The 20,676-nt window shown below is 69.3% G+C and carries 17 protein-coding genes and 2 tRNA genes; 5 read left to right on the top strand and 14 right to left on the bottom strand.

The window, feature by feature from the left end:
• Positions 1-32: 32 nt before the first annotated feature.
• On the top strand, positions 33-287 hold the full coding sequence (gene crgA, locus LNW71_RS15265; RefSeq protein WP_250968724.1) for a cell division protein CrgA: 255 nt from the start codon (positions 33-35) through the stop codon (positions 285-287).
• Positions 288-583: 296 nt separating this feature from the next.
• Here the strand turns inward: crgA and LNW71_RS15260 are convergent, their stop codons facing one another.
• Positions 584-1,483 (bottom strand): rhomboid family intramembrane serine protease, encoded by a 900-nt coding sequence (locus LNW71_RS15260; protein WP_250972017.1) that lies wholly within the window; start codon positions 1,481-1,483, stop codon positions 584-586.
• Positions 1,484-1,639: 156 nt separating this feature from the next.
• Complete coding sequence (locus LNW71_RS15255; RefSeq protein ID WP_250968723.1) at positions 1,640-2,167, bottom strand: peptidylprolyl isomerase; 528 nt, start codon at positions 2,165-2,167, stop codon at positions 1,640-1,642.
• 370 nt (positions 2,168-2,537) lie between these two features.
• Here LNW71_RS15255 and LNW71_RS15250 point away from each other — a divergent pair, with 370 nt between their 5' ends.
• On the top strand, positions 2,538-3,254 hold the full coding sequence (locus LNW71_RS15250; protein ID WP_250968722.1) for a DUF5324 family protein: 717 nt from the start codon (positions 2,538-2,540) through the stop codon (positions 3,252-3,254).
• A gap of 207 nt (positions 3,255-3,461) precedes the next feature.
• Here the strand turns inward: LNW71_RS15250 and LNW71_RS15245 are convergent.
• Positions 3,462-3,534 (bottom strand) — tRNA-Ala (locus LNW71_RS15245).
• 169 nt (positions 3,535-3,703) lie between these two features.
• Between LNW71_RS15245 and LNW71_RS15240 the strand changes: the two genes are divergently transcribed.
• A complete protein-coding gene (locus LNW71_RS15240; RefSeq protein WP_250968721.1) occupies positions 3,704-4,252 on the top strand; it encodes a DNA-binding protein in 549 nt (182 codons plus the stop codon).
• A gap of 85 nt (positions 4,253-4,337) precedes the next feature.
• Entirely contained in the window at positions 4,338-5,765 is a 1,428-nt protein-coding gene (locus LNW71_RS15235; RefSeq protein ID WP_250968720.1) for a serine/threonine protein kinase, read from the top strand.
• Between the two features lie 52 nt (positions 5,766-5,817).
• Here LNW71_RS15235 and LNW71_RS15230 read toward each other — a convergent pair whose 3' ends face one another.
• From LNW71_RS15230 to LNW71_RS15220, 3 genes are all read right to left on the bottom strand, one after another.
• A complete protein-coding gene (locus tag LNW71_RS15230) occupies positions 5,818-7,173 on the bottom strand; it encodes a hypothetical protein (RefSeq protein WP_250968719.1) in 1,356 nt (451 codons plus the stop codon).
• Complete coding sequence (locus tag LNW71_RS15225; RefSeq protein ID WP_250968718.1) at positions 7,173-9,086, bottom strand: VWA domain-containing protein; 1,914 nt, start codon at positions 9,084-9,086, stop codon at positions 7,173-7,175. The genes LNW71_RS15230 and LNW71_RS15225 overlap by 1 nt, the downstream gene beginning before the upstream one ends.
• 183 nt (positions 9,087-9,269) lie before the next feature.
• Positions 9,270-9,404, bottom strand: coding sequence for a DLW-39 family protein (locus LNW71_RS15220; protein ID WP_003958712.1), 135 nt, complete (start codon positions 9,402-9,404; stop codon positions 9,270-9,272).
• A 304-nt stretch (positions 9,405-9,708) separates the two neighbouring features.
• Between LNW71_RS15220 and LNW71_RS15215 the strand changes: the two genes are divergently transcribed.
• On the top strand, positions 9,709-10,080 hold the full coding sequence (locus LNW71_RS15215; protein ID WP_250968717.1) for a DUF6344 domain-containing protein: 372 nt from the start codon (positions 9,709-9,711) through the stop codon (positions 10,078-10,080).
• Positions 10,081-10,626: 546 nt separating this feature from the next.
• Here the strand turns inward: LNW71_RS15215 and LNW71_RS15210 are convergent.
• The 8 genes from LNW71_RS15210 to dnaN form a co-directional block, all read right to left on the bottom strand.
• Positions 10,627-10,700: transfer RNA gene (locus tag LNW71_RS15210), tRNA-Ile, on the bottom strand.
• 70 nt (positions 10,701-10,770) lie between these two features.
• Positions 10,771-11,379: a DUF3566 domain-containing protein gene (locus LNW71_RS15205; protein WP_250968716.1), complete on the bottom strand. Its 609-nt coding sequence runs from the start codon at positions 11,377-11,379 to the stop codon at positions 10,771-10,773.
• A 93-nt stretch (positions 11,380-11,472) separates the two neighbouring features.
• Positions 11,473-14,142: a DNA gyrase subunit A gene (gyrA, locus tag LNW71_RS15200; RefSeq protein WP_250968715.1), complete on the bottom strand. Its 2,670-nt coding sequence runs from the start codon at positions 14,140-14,142 to the stop codon at positions 11,473-11,475.
• Positions 14,143-14,188: 46 nt separating this feature from the next.
• Positions 14,189-16,276 carry a DNA topoisomerase (ATP-hydrolyzing) subunit B gene (gene gyrB / locus LNW71_RS15195; RefSeq protein WP_308294490.1) on the bottom strand — a complete coding sequence of 696 codons (2,088 nt, stop codon included), beginning with the start codon at positions 16,274-16,276 and terminating at the stop codon, positions 14,189-14,191.
• A 393-nt stretch (positions 16,277-16,669) separates the two neighbouring features.
• A complete protein-coding gene (locus LNW71_RS15190; protein ID WP_374119415.1) occupies positions 16,670-17,266 on the bottom strand; it encodes a DUF721 domain-containing protein in 597 nt (198 codons plus the stop codon).
• Positions 17,263-18,393, bottom strand: a complete 1,131-nt coding sequence (gene recF, locus LNW71_RS15185) for a DNA replication/repair protein RecF (RefSeq protein WP_250968714.1) — start codon at positions 18,391-18,393, stop codon at positions 17,263-17,265. The genes LNW71_RS15190 and recF overlap by 4 nt, the downstream gene beginning before the upstream one ends.
• 84 nt (positions 18,394-18,477) lie before the next feature.
• Positions 18,478-19,356, bottom strand: a complete 879-nt coding sequence (gnd, locus tag LNW71_RS15180) for a phosphogluconate dehydrogenase (NAD(+)-dependent, decarboxylating) (protein WP_250968713.1) — start codon at positions 19,354-19,356, stop codon at positions 18,478-18,480.
• A 130-nt stretch (positions 19,357-19,486) separates the two neighbouring features.
• Positions 19,487-20,617 (bottom strand): DNA polymerase III subunit beta, encoded by a 1,131-nt coding sequence (dnaN, locus tag LNW71_RS15175; protein WP_250968712.1) that lies wholly within the window; start codon positions 20,615-20,617, stop codon positions 19,487-19,489.
• Positions 20,618-20,676 lie beyond the last annotated feature (59 nt).

Raw genomic sequence — 20,676 nt, 5'->3', positions numbered from 1 at the left:
GGTAACGCAGCGCATCGACAGGAGAGTTCCTCGTGCCGAAGTCACGTATCCGCAAGAAGGCCGACTTCACGCCCCCTCCGGCGAAGCAGGCAACGGCCATAAAGCTGACCAACCGCAGTTGGGTGGCGCCGGTCATGCTGGCGCTCTTCCTGATCGGTCTGGCCTGGATCGTCGTTTTCTACGTGACCGACGGCGACCTGCCGATCAAGGCGCTGGGGAACTGGAACATCGTCGTCGGCTTCGGCTTCATCGCCGGCGGCTTCGGCGTCTCCACCCAGTGGAAGTAGCTCCGCAGCGCAGTTAGCTCCACAGCGGACCCCCGTCCCGCAACCCTTGCCCTGAGTTACCCACAGCGTTATCCACAGGCGGGGGAAAAGGCCAGACGATCTGTGGATAACTCCTCGGCCGTTGACGCCGGTGTGACTGCAGCCACCCCGAACGGGGCGGCACGCCCCTTGTCCTTGCTGGAAAAACCCAGTTCAGCGACAAGGGGCACAGTTGTACCCGCTGAATACACAAGATCGGGTGCACGCTGTGGACAACTTCGATCACAAACGGTCCACACCGGCCTGAGGCGGGCTTCTTACGCCAGCGCCGCTGTTCTGACCGCCACGATCAGGATCACCACCAGCAGGGCCACGGCACAGGTGCCGTACTGCACGAGATTCCGCCGCTCCCGCGGGGCGTGCACCATGCCGATCGCGATCAGCGTGCCCGCGACCAGTCCGCCGACGTGTGCCTGCCAGGCGATGCCGCCCCAGGGATTGAAGGTGAAGACCAGGTTGATCGCGAGCAGCGCGAAGACCGGGCGCATGTCGTAGTTCAGCCGGCGCATGAGCACCGCGGTGGCACCCAGCAGACCGAAGATGGCACCGGAGGCACCCAGCGTGAGCTGGTTCGGCGCCGCGAGCCAGTAGGTCAGGGCGCTGCCCGCCAGCCCCGATAGCAGGTAGAGCGCGAGGTAGCGGGCCCGGCCGAGCGCCGCTTCGAGCGGCCCGCCGAGCCACCACAGACCCAGCATGTTGAAGGCGATGTGCCACACCTCCTGGTGCAGGAACATCGACGTCACCAGCCGGTACCACTGGCCTTCCGCGACACCCTCGAACGGACCGCCGTCGTGGATGGTGGCCTGTCCGAGCAGCCCCAGATCGTCGACCAGCGCGCTGTTGGCCAGCACCGCGACGAACACCGCGAGGTTGATCCCGAGCAGGATCTTGGTGATCAGCCGGGGGTCGGCGGCGATCGTGCCGCCGGCGAGGGTGCGCGGCTGGTTGGCAGCCGGGCTGTGCCCCGTACCGGACCCCTGGCGGACGCAGTCCGGGCACTGGAAGCCGACCGAGGCGCTGACCATGCAGTCGGGGCAGATCGGGCGTTCGCAGCGGGTGCAGCGGATCGAGGTCTCGCGGCCCGGGTGGCGGTAGCAGCTGACCGGGCCGTCGACGGGGGCGGACGGGCTCTGCCCGCCCGGGGGCTGCTGGTCCATCGGTTCCATCACTTCCCGGTCCCCTCGGTCCTCGTCCTGGCGGCAGGGCGGACAAGGCCGCCCCGCACGTCCGCTCTGTCATCAAGTACGGACGGGCAGGGCAGTTGGTTCCCGGACGGGCCGATCAGAGAGTGAGCGTACGGCGACAGAACGCGATCAGCGGGTCTCCACCACGACCGACTCGATGACCACGTCCTGCACCGGCCGGTCGGTGCGCGCGTTGGTCGCGGCGGCCGCGATGGCGTCCACGACCTTTTGGCTCGCCGGGTCCACCACCTCGCCGAAGATGGTGTGCTTGCCGGTCAGCCAGGCGGTCGGCGACACCGTCACGAAGAACTGCGAGCCGTTGGTCCCCGGGCCGGCGTTGGCCATGGCCAGCAGGTACGGCTTGGTGAAGCTGAGGTCGGGGTGGAACTCGTCGCCGAACTCGTATCCCGGGCCGCCCGTGCCGTTGCCCAGCGGGTCGCCGCCCTGGATCATGAAGCCGCTGATGACCCGGTGGAAGACGGTGCCGTCGTAAAGCCGGTCCTTGGACTTGTTGCCGGTCGCGGGGTGGGTCCACTCGCGCTCACCGGTGGCGAGCTCGACGAAGTTCTTGACCGTCTTGGGCGCGTGGTTCGGCAGAAGCCGGACCTCGATGTCGCCCTGATTGGTCTTCAAGGTGGCGTAAAGCTGCTCGGCCACGATCTGCCTTCCGTAAGTCTTCTCTGACGTCCACCGATCCTCGCACGGACCACCCGCCGCAGCGGCCGGCCTGCCTGCGCCGCACCGGTCACTTGCGCTTTCCGGCCCCTCCGTGGGCGCCCGACGACGACAGCCGGTACCGCTTCCCGCAGGAACGAATGCGGCCAAGTGCGTGACGACAGGCGCGTGGCAGACCGAACCGTGGCATTGTCGACGACAGGCTCCCCTTGCACCTCATTGCCCGCGGGTGTCCCTGATGACCTGAATGACCCGGATGCCCGCCCTACATGCCGCAGAGGCCCCATGCAGGCATGATCTCGGATTGGGTGGACAGGCGGAGTACCTACCCGCCACCAAGGAGGAGGATCCCGTGACCCGCATCGACAGCGTGCGCGCCGCAACCGACTCGGCGAGGGACAGCGTGCAGCACGCCGCGGAAGTGGTGGCACCCTACGCCGACACGGCCAAGGACCAGGCCGCTCACTACGCGCACGAGGCTCGCACGCTGATCGCGCCGAAGGTATCGCGGGCGGCCAAGCAGGCCCGCGTCCAGTACGGCGCCCATCTCGCCCCACGCATCGAACTCGCCCGCACGCACGTGCCCCCCAAGGTCGACGAGGCCGCGCAGCGTGCCGCGCTCCGCACCCGTCAGGCAGCCCGTAGCGCGGCGGACTACACCGTCCCGCGCGTCGAGAGCGCCGTGGCCGCCGCCCAGCCCGTGGCCACGGAGGCCACGGCCCGCAGCGCGGCCGCCCTGGCCGCTCTGCGCGGGCAGGTCACGGCGAAGGAGATCAGGAAGCTGGCCCGGAAGCACCAGCGGCGGGCCAAGGCCGGCCGTGCGTTCAAGGGACTGGCCGTGGCCGGCATCCTCGCGGGCGGCGCCTATGCCGCCTGGCGGTGGTGGGACAAGCAGGCCAACCCCGACTGGCTGGTCGAGCCGCCGGCGCCCACCGAGGTCGACGACCGCGCCCCGCTCTCCTCGGTCGACGGGACCGGGACGCTCCTGGACCCGGACGTCCAGGCCAAGCAGACCGACGCGGACGGACCGGATGCCATCGACGGCACGGACCTGGACGACCGCCCCTGATCAGCTGCTGAGCTGCACGGGTAACGAGCGCCGGAAGACCTTCGGGTTCTCCGGCGCTCTTCGTCGTCCACGGCACCTCACCGCTGGTGGCGTGGGCATCGGGTCCACCCGCCGCGTCCCGGACCTGGGCGCGGGACGGAAATCGGACCCAAGACAGCAAAAGACCCCCTGACCACGTTTCCGCAGTTCAGAGGGGTCTTCAGGGTGTGGAGCCTAGGAGATTCGAACTCCTGACATCTGCCTTGCAAAGGCAGCGCTCTACCAACTGAGCTAAGGCCCCGAAAAGCGGGCAGCATCCCACGCAGCTGCGTGGTGCCCACCGCCGCAGACCAGAGTACCGGGTGATCCCCCGAATCCTCCAAAAGATTGGGGCTCCCGGTCGACGACCACGCTCCGTAAGATGCTCGTCGAGGTTCGCAGCAGCGAAGCCGCAGCGAAGGGGAGACGCAATGGATGCAGCGCAGCAAGAGGCGACGGCCAGAGCCAGGGATCTTCAGCGCAGTTGGTACGGAGAGCCGCTGGGGGCGCTCTTCCGCCGGCTGATCGATGATCTCGGCCTGAACCAGGCCCGGCTCGCCGCAGTACTCGGGCTGTCCGCCCCCATGCTCTCCCAGCTCATGAGCGGTCAGCGGGCGAAGATCGGCAACCCGGCCGTCGTGCAGCGCGTCCAGGCGCTCCAGGAACTGGCCAGTCAGGTCGCGGACGGCAGTGTCAGCGCGGGAGAGGCAACCGACCGCATGGAAGAGATCAAGAAGTCCCAGGGCGGCTCCGTGCTCACCTCCACCGGCCAGACCTCGTCGACCAGCGGAGCGCCGACCGTGCGCCGGGTGGTCCGCGAGATCCAGTCGCTGCTGCGGTCCGTCGCGGCCGCCGGTGACATCATCGATGCTGCGGACTCCCTCGCCCCGACGCACCCGGAACTGGCAGAGTTCCTCAAGGTGTACGGCGCTGGACGCACCGCGGACGCGGTGGCGCACTACGAGGGACACCAGAGCTAGACCGGGCACAGGCTCGGTATCCGCAGTATCCGGGCGCGGGCACAAGCACCGGCCGAGAGCAGGAACGGGGAGCGGGCGCAGCGCAATGGGTGAGGTCTTCGCTGGTCGGTACGAGCTGATCGATCCGATCGGACGTGGTGGGGTCGGTGCTGTCTGGCGTGCCTGGGATCACCGGCGCCGTCGCTATGTGGCAGCCAAGGTTCTCCAGCAGAGCGACGCACACACGCTGCTGCGCTTCGTCCGTGAGCAGGCGCTGCGGATCGAGCATCCCCATGTGCTCGCCCCGGCCAGCTGGGCCGCGGACGATGACAAGGTCCTGTTCACGATGGACCTGATCAGCGGCGGTTCGCTGGCCCATGTCATCGGTGACTACGGGCCGTTGCCCCCTCGGTTCGTCTGCACCCTGCTCGACCAGCTGCTGTCCGGACTGTCCACCGTGCATGCCGAGGGGGTCGTGCACCGGGACATCAAGCCCGCCAACATCCTTATGGAGGCCACCGGCACCGGCCGGCCGCATCTGCGGCTCTCCGACTTCGGGATCTCCATGCGCAAGGGTGAGCCGCGGCTCACCGAGACGAACTACGTGGTGGGCACGCCGGGTTACTTCGCGCCCGAGCAGATGATGGGCGCGGAGCCGGACTTCTCCGCTGACCTCTTCGCGGTCGGCCTGGTCGCGCTGTATCTGCTGCAGGGGAAGAAACCCGACTCGCAGGCGCTCGTCGAGCACTTCGCCTCGCACGGCACTCCCAGCGCCCCGCAGGGCATCCCCGAGCCGCTGTGGCAGGTGCTCGCGGGCCTCCTGCAGCCGGACCCCCAGGCCCGCTTCCGTACTGCCACGGGTGCGCGCAAGGCCCTGACGGCCGCGGTCGAGATGCTGCCCGAGCCCGGAATCGACGACGAGCCGGTGGAGGTCTTCGACCAGATCGGCCCGCTGCCCGAAGGATTCGGCCCCACCGGGCCGGTACCCGCCTCGCCGCCGGCCGCGACGCCCGGCCCGGACGGCCCGCAGGAGCAGGCGACGCCGGCGTCGGGGCAGCAGACAGGCCGGCAGGCCGCACAACAGCCGTACGCACAGCCCCCGGCCTCCATGTCGGAGACAGGCAGCTTCCACCTCCAGCCGCCCCCGCAACACCCCGCAGCCACGCCCCAGCCGCCCCGGACAGCACAGCCGGCCACTCCCGCCACTCAGGCTCCGGCGCATACGGCGTCCCCCTTCCCCGCCGCCGCACCGGACCTCTCCCAGGCGCCCACGGCCGCGGTGCAGCACGAACAAGCCCTCACTCGTGCCTACACCGCTCAGCACCCGCAGGCTCCCGCCTCGGGACCCGGTTTTCCCGCAGCCGGAGCTCCGCCGCACTTCGCCCAGGCGCCGTCCCAGGCCCCGCAGCCGTCGCACGCCGCGGCACACGCTCCGCACAAGCGGCCGGGACCGCCCCCGAAGGTGGCGGTCCCGGTGCTGCTGGTGGCGCTGATCTGCTTCGCCGTCGGGATCTGGGCCCTGACCCAGGCCTGAGCGCGGAGCTGCCGCCCGGGTTGCTCCCCCGGCGACGACGGCTCCCATCCGGCTACCAGGCCTGCGGCGGCCCTCCGAACGGCTGCTGTCCCCTGTCGGCCCTCCCGGCCGGTGCCGTCGCGGCACCGCGCCGGGCGAGCAGCACCCAGGCGCCCAGCCCGAGCACCAGCACGGCGCCCGCGCCGATGCCCGCCGCTCCGACCAGCTTCATCGTGCTGCTCTGGCTCTCGGCCGCCTGCGGGCCGCTCTGGCCGCTCCTCGCCAGGTCCCTGTCGTCCTGCGTGACACCGAAGATCCCGGCATCGCCCGCGTACGGCGTGGCCCCGGCCTTCCCGTCGACCTTGACCGAGACGGTCAGCGGGAACGGCTTGGAGCCGTAGGGCTTGGCGACCTCCGGGCTCAGCGTCACGGACAGGTAGTACCAGCCTGCGAAGCGCATCGCGCTGACGCTGCTGTCGGAGGCGAACCTGTTCTCGTACGCCACCGGGGGCACCGGGTCCAGCGAGACGACGGCCGGCTCGCCCTTGTAGGCCATGGGGGACGCGGCGTCGACATGGCCGCGTGCCGGATTGTCCAGGGACATCGCGATCGCGCCGCTGATGTAGTCGTCCGCGTCCGGGGCGGTGCTGTTGCCGAGACCGGCGGTGGCAAAGATCTGCTGCCCCCAGTCCACCGGGACCCGGTAGAAGAGGGTCTGGCCCGGTGCGATCTCGTCCTTCCACTCACCGGTCTCAAGGCTCGTCGCGTCGTAGTAACTGCTCCCGCCGTGCCTGCGGTTGTCGGTGGCCGGGGAGGGGGGCGGCGGCGAGGCGGACGGCCAGTCCTCCGGCGCCTCGGTCGGCGTCGAGCCACCCTTCGCGAGCTGCGGCTCCGACGCGTACCGGAGTTCCAGATCCCAGTCCTGGGGCCCCGAGGTGTCCTCGCTCTCCCGCTCGATCAGGACGTTGTACGTGCCGGCGCCCTGGCAGGAGCTGCTGTCCTTGTTCACGGTCCGGTAGGCGTACGCGGCGATCGGACGCGGGTACTCCGCGGACTGGAACCTGGCGTCCTGGGAGCTGCACTGCAGGTCCGAACTGTCCCTGATGCTGACCGTGATGCCGTCGCCGTAGGCGACCTTGCCGCCGCCCTTGGGCACGACGACGGCCGAGACGTAGGCGTTCGTCTTCGCGTCCAGGTTCAGCCGGTAGTAGAGCTTCTGGTGGACCTTGATCGAACTCTTGTAGACCGAACCGGCCTTCAGCGACGGCGCATCGGTACTGATCTCCGCGCCACTGACCGCCTCGGCATCCGGGTCGAAGGTGTACGAAGCGGGCGAACCGGCCCCGTACGCCTGCCCCGGCAGCGCCGCCACCGCGCACATCGCCGCCACCGCGGCCAGCGTCGCCCGGCCCCTGCTGCGCTGCCTCATCACGCGCTTCCCCTCGTCGTCCGTGCGGCTGCCCTGCGGCGGCTGCGTACATATACGAACACGGCGACCGGCACAGCCATGACGGCCGCCCCGGCGGCAGCCGCGATGCCGGTCCATCCTGCCCCTCCGGTACCACCGCTGTCTGCGGACGCGGACGAATCGCCCTTCTTGTCCGCATCCTTGTCCGCACCACCGCCGGACCCCCCGGCCCGTACGGGGGCTCCGTGCTGCGGTCCGGTCCGTTCCGCACCGAGCACGGAGACCCGCAGCACCAGACCGATCTGCGGATTCTCCGCGATCTCGGCGGCCCGCGCGCCCAGAGTCACCGAGAGGTAGAAGTCGCCCCCGGCATGCACCGGCTGGACATGGGTGCGGCCCTCGTAGCGGTTGGTCCAGGCGACCGGGACCCCGCCCATCCGTACGGCTGCCGGGCGGCCGTTGTACATCGCGGACGAGGTGAACTCGCCGCCACCGGTGAGCGGGTAGCGGGCCGGCGTGTAGAGCCGGGTCGCCCCGTAGGAGTACGTGGCGGAGGTGCGGCCCACCGTGGGCTCGTTCGCGAACTCGACGTCGTAGCGCACCTGCTGGCCCCAACCCGCCGGAACCTTGTACCAGAGCGTCTGGGACGGCAGGATCCGGTCGCGCCACACGCCCCGCCCGATCTCCCGGGCGTCGTTGAAGCCGGTACCGCCGCGCACCTCGCGAGGGTCATCGGCCGGCAGCGCGGCCTCCTTGCCACCCTGACCGAAGTCCGCCTGCGACTCGGCCGGCGTCACGCCCTCCTCCAGCGGCGCCTCCGCTCCGTACACGAGCTCCAGCGGCCAACGCGCCCCGTCGGAGCCCTTCTTGCTCTCCCGCTCCACCACCAGCCGGTAGCGGCCCGGTCGGTCGCAGGTACGGGCGCCGTCCTGCGAGGGGATCCGGGCGACCGCCGACGTCAGCGGGGTCGCCCCCTCCTTCTGGTAGAAGCGCTCGGTGTTCGTCCCGCAGGAGCCGTGGTCGTACTCGATCGTGGTGCTCAGCGCGTCGAACGTGTCGACGGCCGCCCCGGGCTGCGGCACCGCACTCGCCGCGAAGTCCGCCGTGGACACGTCGTCCAGATCAACCGCGTAGTACCGCTTCTCGCCCGGCCCGATGGTGTCCAGATACTGCCCGGGTACGAGGACGGGAGCCCCGCCGCCCGTCGCCGCGCCGGCCACCCGCTCGCCCCGGAAGCGGTAGCCGTCCGCGGAGAGCTGGGAGGCGCGCTGCAGCTGGCGGGCCAGCGACTTGGCGTCCGGTGCGTCGTAGTACCGGCCGTTGCCCGCCTTCGCGATGCATTCGAGCTGCTTGCGGGCCGCGCCCCTCACCTGGAAGCCGACGGCGTCGATGCGCAGCCCGATCCCCTCCTTGCCGAGCTGCTCGGCGACCTCGCAGGGCTGCGGCGTACCGCAGTTGTCCTCGCCGTCGGAGATCAGCAGGATCGTGCGGGTACCGATGGCACCGCCCACGGGACGTGGCAGGTCCTGCGCCGCCTTCCGGAGCGACAGGCCGATGGGGGTGTCACCCGTGGGCCGTACGCCCGCGACCGCCCGCTTCACCGCCGCCCGGTCGAGCGTGCGCACCGGGCGCACCAGCCGGGTGTCCGTGCAGCCCCGCGGCCGGTCGGCGCCGTACACCCGCAATCCGGTCGGGTAGCCGTCGGGAAGGCCGTCCACCACCGTGCCGACGGCCGCACGAGCGCTCTCCATCCGCGTCCGGCCCGTACCGTCGTCGTCCCCCATGGAACCGGACGAGTCGAGCACCATGACCAGGCTGCCGCGGCCGTCGGAACCGACCGCCTCCGATGCGGCGGGAGTGCCTGCGGGCGCCGCCACGGCCGGCAGCCCGCCTGCCACCAGGGCGAACAGCGCCCCGCAGATCAATGTCCCCATCCGCGCAGTGCGTCGTTGATCGCGTGCTGCCACCCGTGCCCCCTCGACCGAAATCCCGGCTGCTTTGCTCAAGCAACCTATTGATTTGCGTAGGTGAACTCAAGAGCACAGGCGTCACGGTCCCGCAACAGCACGAAGCCCCGGCCGCTCAAGCGACCGGGGCCCGCAACAGGCTGTTCTGCCTCACACACCCGAACCTGCGGGCACGGAGTCAGTCGCCTCCGTCCACAGATCCTGCTCGGCGCGATCCGCCTGGATCTGGCGGTACACGAGGAGCCCGCCGATGGCGGCCAGTGCGACCAGGAGAAGCTTCTTCACCGCGCGACCTCGTCTTTCCTTGGCGTAGGGGACTTCTGCCGCCCGACTATACACACCGGCCGATATCGACCGGTGACCTCCCCGCAACCCAACTGGGGCCTACAGAAAAGCGATCGTCGGAGGATCGACCCGCCCCGGTCACGACCTCGGAGGCCGCCGCGAACCGGCCGATCGGGACCGGTTGCACCATACGAGTGGTGTTCATCTGAACATCGGCACATCGGTGGCGTCGGTCCATGAAATCGCGATCCGAATACACATGATCAGGGGGTAAGCAAACCGGACCACCCGAAAGTGAGGGGCCATGAGCACCTACAGGGCCAAGAACATCTGGACCGCCTTCATCACCGCCTTCTTCGCACTCCTCGCCGCACTGGGCCTCGCAGGCTCCACCGCGGCGGCCACGGAAGCCACGGTCACGGAGCCGGCGGCCACGAGCCACGAGCACACGGTCGCGACGGCGGCAACCGCGACGACGCCGTCGGTGCGATGGACCCTTCCGCGTGACCGGGCGCTTCCGCCCACGATGAAGCAGCGCATCCGCGCCGAAGCGCACGGCTCCTCACCCGCCACCCGCCATCTGTCCGCAGACACGACGGACACCGCGAACACCACAAGCACCGCCCGCGCCTCGCACGGCGCCCCGGCGGGGGACGCGTCCCTCCTCCCGCCCTGAGAGCGGCGCACCTGACACCCAGAGCCCCCGGGCCGGTTCACACCGGACGGGGGCTTTTCCGTGCGCCCGGAACGGGCCGCACACGCAATCCGCCCACGCGACCGCCTACGCGGCGCGGTGGGGGCGGCCTTGAGAGCCTGGGCCAGGGCGCCTTGATGCCCCCATGAAGCAGTCAGGAGGCCGCCGGTTGCCTCTGTGGCTGGCTCGCCACACCTGCGGCACCCTGCTGGCAACTTCTGGAAGGCCCACTGGTCGGCTGACCCTGCCGACGGATGGTCAGCGGCTGCGTCTGTCCCGCACCCAGACCACACCAAGACCAACCGCGGCAATCACGGACAGAAGGATCGCCCCAAGGACCACTGTCACTCCGGCGGAGATCACCAGGATTCCCCACCACGGCGGATCGCCTTCCACAGTCCCCCCTCACGAAGCATGCACGCACCAAGTGCGACGCCTGAGGCATGGGGCTGGTTCCGTGAGATCGCTGATGTCGGCCGGAGATGCCAAAGACCCCCAACCATGATCGGTTGGGGGTCTTTGTCACTGTGGGGCTAACAGGATTTGAACCTGTGGCCTCATCCTTATCAGGGATGCGCTCTAACCAACTGAGCTATAGCCCCGCCGCGCTGTGCGCTGACTTCTGAAGATTAGCGCACGTCGGGGCCAGTCCCAAAATCGATACCCGCGGCGCTACTCGTCCTCGGCCAGCGTGAGCTCGACACCGCCCACGAAGCCGGCCGACAAGTTGTAGATGAAGGCGCCCAGCGTCGCCAGCGCGGTCGCCAGCACCACGTCGATCACGGCGATGACCGAGGTGAAGATGAGGACCCGCGGAAGCGACAGGAACGACTGCAGATCGAAGCCGTTGCCTTCGTTGGAACCGGTTGCCTCACTGATCGTGCCGCCCACGGTGGAGAAGACGCCCATCGCGTCCATCACCATCCACAGGACCGCCGCCGCCACCACCGTGCAGATGCCGAGCGCGATGGACAGCAGGAAGCTGACCTTCATCACCGACCACGGGTCGGCCTTGGCCACCCGCAGGCGCGCCTTACGGGTGCGCGGAGTGGTCCGGGCCCCCGTCCGCGGTCTGCGGGTCGCCTGCGCCGCGCCCACGCCCTGCACGCCGCCCTGCTGCGCCCCGCGGGGCGCGCCCCCCTGTGTCCCGCCCGGGGGCGAGGGGTAGGCCTGCGGCGGGTGGTAAGGCCCCGCCTGACCCGGTGCGGGTTCCCGCTCACCGGGCAGCGGCCCGGCCGCGTAACCCTCGTACTGGGGCTGAGGGCCCCGGGTATCCGTCACAGTGCCCCCTTGGGAGTCCGTGGCAGGGCCACGGGCGCCGTTCGCGCCGGCTTCGGAAGCGGCCGAACCGGCGCCCGTGGCTCCACTCACGCTCTACTCCTCGTGCTCCCCGGTCGAGGACGTCGTGCCCTCGACATTGCCGTCGGCCGTGCTCTCGCCAGCCGCTTCGGCCGTGGTGGCCTCAGCTGTCACTGCCTCGGCCGTCTCACCCTCGGCGTCCGCGTCGACGGCTCCGTCGACCTCTTCGGCCTCGCGACCCGCCTCGGCGTTACGAGCGATGCCCACAACGGCGTCGCGCTTGCCCAGATTGATCAGTTGGACGCCCATGGTGTCACGGCCCGTCTCCCTGACTTCGTTGACTCGCGTACGAATCACACCGCCGCTGAGCGTGATGGCAAGGATCTCATCCGTAGGATCCACCACCAGCGCACCGACCAGTGAGCCCCGGTCCTCCACGATCTTGGCGGCCTTGATGCCGAGGCCACCGCGACCCTGGACGCGGTACTCGTCGACGGGGGTCCGCTTCGCGTACCCGCCGTCAGTGGCAGTGAACACGAAGGTACCGGGCCTGACCACATTCATCGAGAGAAGTTCGTCTCCCTCGCGGAAACTCATGCCCTTGACACCCGAAGTGGCACGGCCCATCGGGCGCAGCGCGTCGTCCGTCGCAGTGAACCTGATCGACTGGGCCTTCTTGCTGATGAGCAGCAGATCGTCCTCGGACGACACCAGCTCCGCGCCGATCAGCTCGTCGTCGGATCCGTCCGGCGTCTCGCGCAGGTTGATGGCGATGACACCGCCGGACCGTGGCGAGTCGTAGTCCTTCAGCGCGGTCTTCTTCACGAGACCGCCCTTCGTGGCCAGGATCAGGTAAGGCGCGATCTCGTAGTCGCGGATCGCGAGGATCTGTGCGATCTGCTCGTCCGGCTGGAACGCCAGCAGGTTGGCCACGTGCTGGCCACGCGCGTCGCGGCCGGCGTCCGGGAGCTCGTACGCCTTCGCCCGGTAGACCCGGCCCTTGTTGGTGAAGAACAGCAGCCAGTGGTGCGTCGTCGACACGAAGAAGTGGTCGACGATGTCGTCCTGCTTCAGCTTCGTGCCGCGCACGCCCTTGCCGCCGCGCTTCTGCGACCGGTAGTCCTCGGTCTTCGTGCGCTTCACATAGCCGCCGCGCGAGATCGTGACGACAATGTCCTCCTCGGCGATCAGGTCCTCCACGGACATGTCACCGTCGAAGGGCACCAGCTTGGAACGCCGGTCGTCGCCGAACTTGTCGACGATCGCCGCCAACTCCTCGCTGACGATCTGCCGCTGCCGCTCGGGCGAGACCAGGATCGCGTTGTACTCGTTGATCTTCGCCTGGAGCTCGTCGTGCTCGGCGGTGATCTTCTGGTGCTCCAGCGCGGCCAGCCGGCGCAGCTGCATCTCCAGGATGGCGTTCGCCTGGATCTCGTCGATCTCCAGGAGGCCCATCAGGCCCTCCCGCGCGATCTCCACGGTGTTGCTGCGCCGGATGAGTGCGATGACCTCGTCGATCGCGTCCAGGGCCTTGAGCAGGCCGCGCAGGATGTGCGCCCGCTCCTCGGCCTTGCGCAGCCGGAACTTCGTGCGCCGGACGATGACCTCGATCTGGTGCGTCACCCAGTGCCGGATGAACGCGTCGATCGACAGGGTGCGCGGCACCCCGTCCACCAGCGCCAGCATGTTGGCGCCGAAGTTGGTCTGCAGATCGGTGTGCTTGTACAGGTTGTTCAGTACGACCTTGGCGACCGCGTCCCGCTTCAGCACGACGACCAGGCGCTGGCCCGTACGCGACGAGGTCTCGTCACGGACGTCCGCGATGCCGCCGACCTTGCCGTCCTTCACCAGGTCGGCGATCTTCTGCGCGAGGTTGTCGGGGTTGGTCTGGTACGGAAGCTCCGTGACCACCAGGCACTGGCGGTTCTGGATCTCCTCGACCGCCACGACCGCGCGCATCGTGATCGAGCCACGGCCCGTGCGGTACGCCTCCTCGATGCCCTTGCGGCCCACGACCAGCGCGCCCGTCGGGAAGTCGGGGCCCTTGATCCGTTCGAGGAGGGCGTCCAGCAGCTCCTCCTGCGAGGCCTCCGGGTGCTCCAGGTACCACTGGGCGCCGGACGCGACCTCGCGCAGGTTGTGCGGCGGGATGTTGGTCGCCATACCGACCGCGATGCCCGCCGAACCGTTGATCAGCAGGTTCGGGAAGCGCGCCGGCAGAACCACCGGCTCCTGGTTGCGGCCGTCGTAGTTGTCCTTGAAGTCGACGGTCTCCTCGTCGATGTCCCGGACCATCTCCATGGACAGCGGCATCATCTTGCACTCGGTGTACCGCATGGCCGCGGCCGGGTCGTTGCCCGGGGAACCGAAGTTGCCGTTGGAGTCCACCAGCGGCATCCGCATCGACCAGTGCTGCGCCAGGCGCACCAGGGCGTCGTAGATCGAGGAGTCGCCGTGCGGGTGGTACGTACCCATGACGTCACCGACGACGCGGGCGCACTTGTAGAAGCCCTTCTCGGGCCGGTAGCCGCCGTCGTACATCGCGTACAGCACCCGGCGGTGGACGGGCTTCAGGCCGTCCCGCACGTCGGGCAGGGCACGCGAGACGATGACGGACATCGCGTAGTCGAGGTAGGAGCGCTGCATCTCCGTCTCGAGCCCGACGGGCTCGACACGCATGCCCACGCCCTCGACGGGCGGGACCTCTTCGGGCGTCACGGGGACAGGGGTGTTCTCGTCGGCCATTGCTGGTCAAAGTCCTTTCGCACTGCGGCTTGCTTGTACGGCCGACTCAGATGTCGAGGAAGCGGACGTCCTTGGCGTTGCGCTGGATGAACGAGCGCCGCGCCTCGACGTCCTCACCCATCAGCACCGAGAACAGGTCGTCGGCCTGCGCCGCGTCGTCGAGCGTGACCTGGCCCAGCACCCGGTGGTCGACGTCCATCGTGGTGACACGCAGCTCCTCGGCGTTCATCTCGCCGAGACCCTTGAAGCGCTGGATCGAGTCTTCCCTGATCCGCTTGCCGTTCTGCTTGCCGAGCGCCACCAGGGCGTCGCGCTCGCGGTCCGAGTACGCGTACTCGAAGTCGTCCCGGCCCCACTTGATCTTGTAGAGCGGCGGCCGCGAGAGGTAGACGTGCCCGGCCTCGACCAGCGGACGCATGAAGCGGAAGAGGAACGTGAGCAGCAGGGTGTTGATGTGCTGGCCGTCGACGTCGGCGTCCGCCATCAGAATGATCTTGTGATAGCGGAGCTTCTCGATGTCGAAGTCCTCGTGGACCCCGGTACCGAAGGCCGAGATCAGTGCCTGGACCTCGGTGTTCTGCAGGATCTTGTCGATCCGCGCCTTCTCGACGTTCAGGATCTTGCCGCGGATCGGCAGGATGGCCTGGTACATCGGGTTACGGCCGGACTTCGCCGAACCACCGGCGGAGTCACCCTCGACGATGAAGATCTCGCACTTCGTCGGGTCGTTGGACTGGCAGTCGCTCAGCTTGCCCGGCAGCGAGGCGCTCTCCAGGAGCCCCTTGCGACGGGTCAGGTCACGCGCCTTACGGGCCGCCACACGGGCGGTCGAGGCGGCGATGCCCTTGCGGATGATGTCGGCGGCCTCGTTGGGGTTCCGGTCGAACCAGTCCGTCAGCTGCTCGTGGACGACCTTCTGCACGAAGGTCTTGGCCTCCGTGTTGCCCAGCTTGGTCTTCGTCTGGCCCTCGAACTGCGGCTCGCCCAGCTTCACCGAGATGATCGCCGTCAGACCCTCGCGGACGTCCTCACCGGTGAGGTTGTCGTCCTTCTCGCGCAGCAGCTTCTTTTCGCGCGCGTACCGGTTGACCAGCGAGGTCAGCGCCGCACGGAAGCCCTCCTCGTGCGTACCGCCCTCGTGCGTGTGGATCGCGTTGGCGAAGGAGTAGACACCCTCGCTGTACTGCGTGTTCCACTGCATGGCGATCTCGGCCGAGAGGAGACGGTCCTTGTCCTCGGCCTCGATGTCGATCACCGACTGGTGGATGACGTCGCCCTTGCGGGAGTTCAGGTACTTGACGAAGTCGACGATGCCGTTCTCGTAGTGGTACGTGACCGTCCGGTTCGGCTCCTCGTCGGGAACGTCGACCGCCTCGACGCTGTCCGCGCCGACCGTCGCCTTCGCCGACTCCCGCTCGTCGGTGAGCTTGAGGGTGAGGCCCTTGTTGAGGAAGGCCATCTCCTGGAAGCGGCGCGAGAGGGTCTCGAAGGAGTACTCGGTCGTCTCGAAGATGTCGCCGTCGGCCCAGAAGGTGACGGACGTGCCCGTCTCGTCGGTGGCCTCGTTCTGGGCCAGCGGGGCAGTCGGGACGCCCAGCTTGTAGTCCTGGGTCCAGCGGTAGCCGTCCGTCCTGACCTCGACGGCGACCCTCGTGGACAGGGCGTTGACGACGGACACACCGACGCCGTGCAGACCACCGGAGACGGCGTAACCGCCGCCGCCGAACTTTCCGCCCGCGTGCAGGACGGTGAGCACGACCTCGACGGCCGGCTTGCCCTCGGACGGCACGATGCCGACCGGGATACCGCGGCCGTTGTCGATCACCCGCACCCCGCCGTCGGCGAGGATCGTGACGTCGATGGTGTCCGCGTGACCGGCCATGGCCTCGTCGACCGAGTTGTCGACAACCTCTTGCACGAGGTGGTGGAGACCGCGCTCACCGGTCGAGCCGATGTACATGCCGGGTCGCTTGCGGACCGCGTCCAGACCCTCGAGCACGGTGATCGCGCTGGCGTCGTACGAGGCTGTCACCTCGCCCGGGGCGGGAGCGGCGTTGCTCCCGTCAGGGGTGGACGGAATGTTCTCGTTGGGGTTGCCGGAATCGGCCACGAAGCGCCCTTTCTGGCACAGCACAGGCCGTTCTCCGGGCAGGCGGGAGCGGCTGCGTCGTTCGGCGTGTGTCGACGAATCCCGCAAGGACGCGGGATTGTCCACCAGTCTACCGGTAGCGCCGACCCGAATGGGGGTTTGCCGGTACCTGAGTCCGCATGTGCCGCCCTGAATGAGCGCCTGACGACTCCCCATATTCGGGACGGGGCCTCAAGAGGCTCACACGGGCGTTGAGCGCTTCGGCCTGTCAACCTCTCACTACCGTGAGGGACGCCCGCTCTTCGCCGTCCGGTTTCAACCACCGCACACCGGCACAACACGGAGTCCGGCGGCATCAGGGACAACAGGGGCACCCCACGCCTCGGCGCTCTCGGGCTCTGTACGGCCGCCACTCGTGAAAGAGCGAAAAAGGCCAGGTCAGCCGTAGGTGTCGCCCGGGCCCTTGCTCCCCGGCGCCCGAAGCGGACCGAACTTGCGCTGCGGGCCACCCGGCCCCAGGACCTTGATCATCCGTACGGTGCCGTGCCCCAGATCCGCGTTCAGCCGGGCGACCAGCTGCGGCGCCAGCAGCCGCAGCTGCGTCGCCCACGCCGTCGAGTCGCACTGGACCGTCAGCACCCGCTCCGCGGGGTCCTCGTCGTAGCGCAGCGGCACGCAATGATTGGCCAGATCATCACCCACGATCTGCGGCCAGCGGCCCATCACACCGCCCACGGCGGCCGGCGCCTCCCAGCCGCGTTCGGTGATCAGACGGTTGATCGCCGCGCCCAGCGGCAGCGGATCCCGGCCGTCCGCCCGCGCACCTGAGCGCAGCCCGCCGCCACGGCGCGCCTGCTTCTTCTGCTGGGCCGCCGCACCGCGTGCCCGCGCCTGCTCCTTCGCCGCGCGCAGGGCCACCCGCGCCAGGTCCACCCCCGAGGGCTCCGGCGTTTTCGCCTCACCCGAGGACGGCTCGCGCGAGGTCCCGGCCGGCCCCTCCGAGGACGGCCCCGCACTGTCCGCGCCGCTGCTCACAGCCGCTCCACCCCGCCCGCGGACACCGCGTACCGGGTGCCTGCGAGCACCCCCGGGACGTCGTCGTCCACCGCCGCCGTCACCAGCACCTGCTCGCCCGGGGCCACCAGCTCGGCCAGCCGCTCGCGGCGACGGGTGTCCAGCTCCGCGAAGACGTCGTCCAGTACCAGCACGGGTTCGTTGCCCTCCGTGCGCAGCAGGTCGTACGAGGCCAGCCGCAGGGCCAGCGCGTACGACCACGACTCGCCGTGGCTCGCATACCCCTTGGCCGGCATGGACCGCAGCCCCAGCACCAGGTCGTCGCGGTGCGGGCCGACCAGCGTCACACCCCGTTCGATCTCCTGCTTGCGCACCTCGGCGAGGGCGGCGATGAGCTGGGCGTACAGCTCGTCACGCGTACGGGCGGGCTCCACGTCCGCGCCCACCGAACTCCGGTACTCCAACGTCACCGGCCCGCCGCCGGGCGCCACGTCCGCGTACGCCTTGTCCGTCAGAGGCTGCAGCGTCGCGATCAGATCCAGCCGCTGCGCCAGCAGCTCCGCGCCCACCCGGCCCAGGTGCTGGTCCCACACGTCGAGCGTCGACAGGTCCATCGACCGGCCGCCGTGCCTGCGCGCCATCGCCGCGGACTTCAGCAGGGTGTTGCGCTGCTTCAGCACCCGCTCGTAGTCCGCGCGCACTCCGGCCATCCGCGGCGAACGTGCCGTGACCAGCTCGTCCAGGAACCGGCGGCGCTCACCCGGATCGCCCTTGACCAGCGCCAGGTCCTCCGGCGCGAACAGCACGGTCCGTACGATCCCCAGCACATCACGGGGTCTGACCTGCGACGATCTGTTGATCCGGGCGCGGTTGGCCTTGCCGGGATTCAGCTCCAGCTCCACCAGCTGTGAGCGCTCGCCCTGGGTGACAGCAGCCCGGATGACAGCTCGCTCCGCGCCCATGCGCACCAGTGGTGCGTCGGAGGAGACCCGGTGGCTGCCGAGCGTCGCGAGGTAGCCGACGGCTTCGACCAGATTCGTCTTGCCCTGGCCGTTGGCCCCCACGAACGCGGTGACGCCCGGGTCGAGAGGCACCTCGACCCGGGCGTACGAGCGGAAGTCGGCCAGCGACAGATGCGTGACATGCATGGTGTACGCCGACCTTCCCGGCTTCCTGCTCCGTGCTTCGTAGTGCGGGGCGGACGCCTCGGTCCGGCCCGCTCCTCGTTGCTGCTACTTCTTGTTCTCGACCGCGTGGCCACCGAACTGGTTGCGCAGCGCGGCGATCATCTTCATCTGCGGGGAGTCGTCCTGGCGCGAGGCGAACCGGGCGAAGAGCGAGGCGGTGATCGCGGGAAGCGGCACCGAGTTGTCGATCGCGGCCTCCACCGTCCAGCGGCCCTCTCCGGAGTCAGCGGCGAAGCCCCGGAGCTTGTCCAGGTGCTCGTCGTCGTCCAGCGCGTTGACCGCCAGGTCGAGCAGCCAGGAACGGATGACCGTGCCCTCCTGCCAGGAGCGGAAGACCTCGCGCACGTCGGTGACGGAGTCGACCTTCTCCAGGAGCTCCCAGCCCTCGGCGTAGGCCTGCATCATGGCGTACTCGATGCCGTTGTGAACCATCTTCGCGAAGTGGCCGGCGCCGACCTTGCCCGCGTGGACGGAACCGAAGTCACCCTCGGGCTTCAGGGCGTCGAAGACCGGCTGGACCTTCGCGACGTTCTCGGCGTCGCCGCCGTACATCAGCGCGTAGCCGTTCTCGAGGCCCCAGACACCACCGGAGACGCCGCAGTCGACGAAGCCGATGCCCTTGATGCCGAGCTCGACCGCGTGCTTCTCGTCGTCCGTCCAGCGGGAGTTCCCGCCGTCCACGACGATGTCGCCGGGCGAGAGCAGTTCGGACAGCTCATCGATCGTGGACTGGGTCGCGGCACCGGCCGGCACCATCACCCAGACGACCCGGGGGCCCTTCAGCTTGCCCACAAGCTCTTCGAGGCTGTGGACATCGGCGACGTCCTGGTTGCGGTCGTAACCGATGACGGTGTGGCCTGCGCGGCGGATGCGCTCGCGCATGTTGCCGCCCATCTTGCCGAGGCCGACGAGACCGAGCTCCATCAGAGATTCCTTAAGACTTGTGCCGATTCGTACCCAGGACCGAGCCTACGCCCGGCCGGGGACAGGACGGCGGGCACGCTCGGCGCTGAGCGTGCCCGCCGGACCTGCCGTGACAGGACCGGTGACCGGATCAGCCGGAGAGGCGGACCGGCATGATCAGGTACTTGTACGCGTCGTCCGCCTCGGCGTCCACGGCCGGGCGGCCGCTGAGCAGCGCGGGCTTGGTGGACGTCGTGAAGGAGAGCTGGGCGACCGGGGAGTCGATCGCGCTCAGACCGTCCAGCAGGAAGGTCGGGTTGAAGGCGATCGAGATGTCGTCGCCCTCCAGGACCGCGTCGACACGCTCCACAGCCTGTGCGTCGTCGCTGGAACCCGCTTCCAGGATCAGGACGCCCTGCTCGAAGCTGAGCCGCACCGGGGTGTTCCGCTCGGCCACCAGGGCCACGCGCTTGACGGCCTCGACGAACGGGGCGGTCTCGATGACGGCGACCGAGTTGAACTCGGTCGGGAAGAGCGTGCGGTACTTCGGGAGATCGCCTTCGAGCAGCCGGGTGGTGGTCCGGCGGCCGGCGCCCTCGAAGCCGATGAGTCCTTCACCGGCACCGGAGCCCGACAGCGCCAGCGTGACCGTGTCACCGCTGGTGAGCGCCTTGGCGGTGTCCAGCAGCGTCTTGGCGGGCACCAGCGCGACGGCGGAGGCGTCGGCGTTCTCCGGCTTCCAGAGGAACTCGCGGACCGCGAAGCGGTAGCGGTCGGTGGAGGCCAGGGTGACCGTGTCGCCCTCGATCTCGATGCGCACACCGGTGAGCACGGGCAGCGTGTCGTCGCGGCCTGCGGCGATGGCTACCTGGGCGGCTGCCGAGGCGAAGACCTCACCGGGGACGGTGCCGGTGGCCGTCGGCATCTGCGGCAGCGCCGGGTACTCCTCCACAGGAAGGGTGTGGAGTGTGAATCGCGAAGAGCCGCAGGCCACGGTCGCCCGTACACCGTCTGTGGAAATCTCGACCGGCCGGTTGGGCAGGGCACGGCAGATGTCGGCGAGCAGCCGGCCGGAGACCAGCACCGTGCCGTCCTCCTCGATCTCGGCATCCACCGAGACCCGGGCCGAGACCTCGTAGTCGAAGCTCGAGAAGCTGAGAGCTCCGTCCTCGGCCTTCAGCAGAAGGCCCGCGAGAACGGGCGCCGGCGGACGGGCCGGGAGGCTACGGGCCACCCAGGCCACAGCCTCCGCGAGTACATCGCGCTCCACCCGGATCTTCACCGGAACCGCCTCCTGCTGTTGCTCGCTCGCCCTGCTGGCCTTCGTCGTCTGGTCGGGTC

Source organism: Streptomyces sp. RKAG290, assembly GCF_023701695.1.
GTDB lineage: Bacteria > Actinomycetota > Actinomycetes > Streptomycetales > Streptomycetaceae > Streptomyces.
Note: the sequence above shows the minus strand (reverse complement) of the source record. Positions and strands in the feature narration are given on the sequence as shown.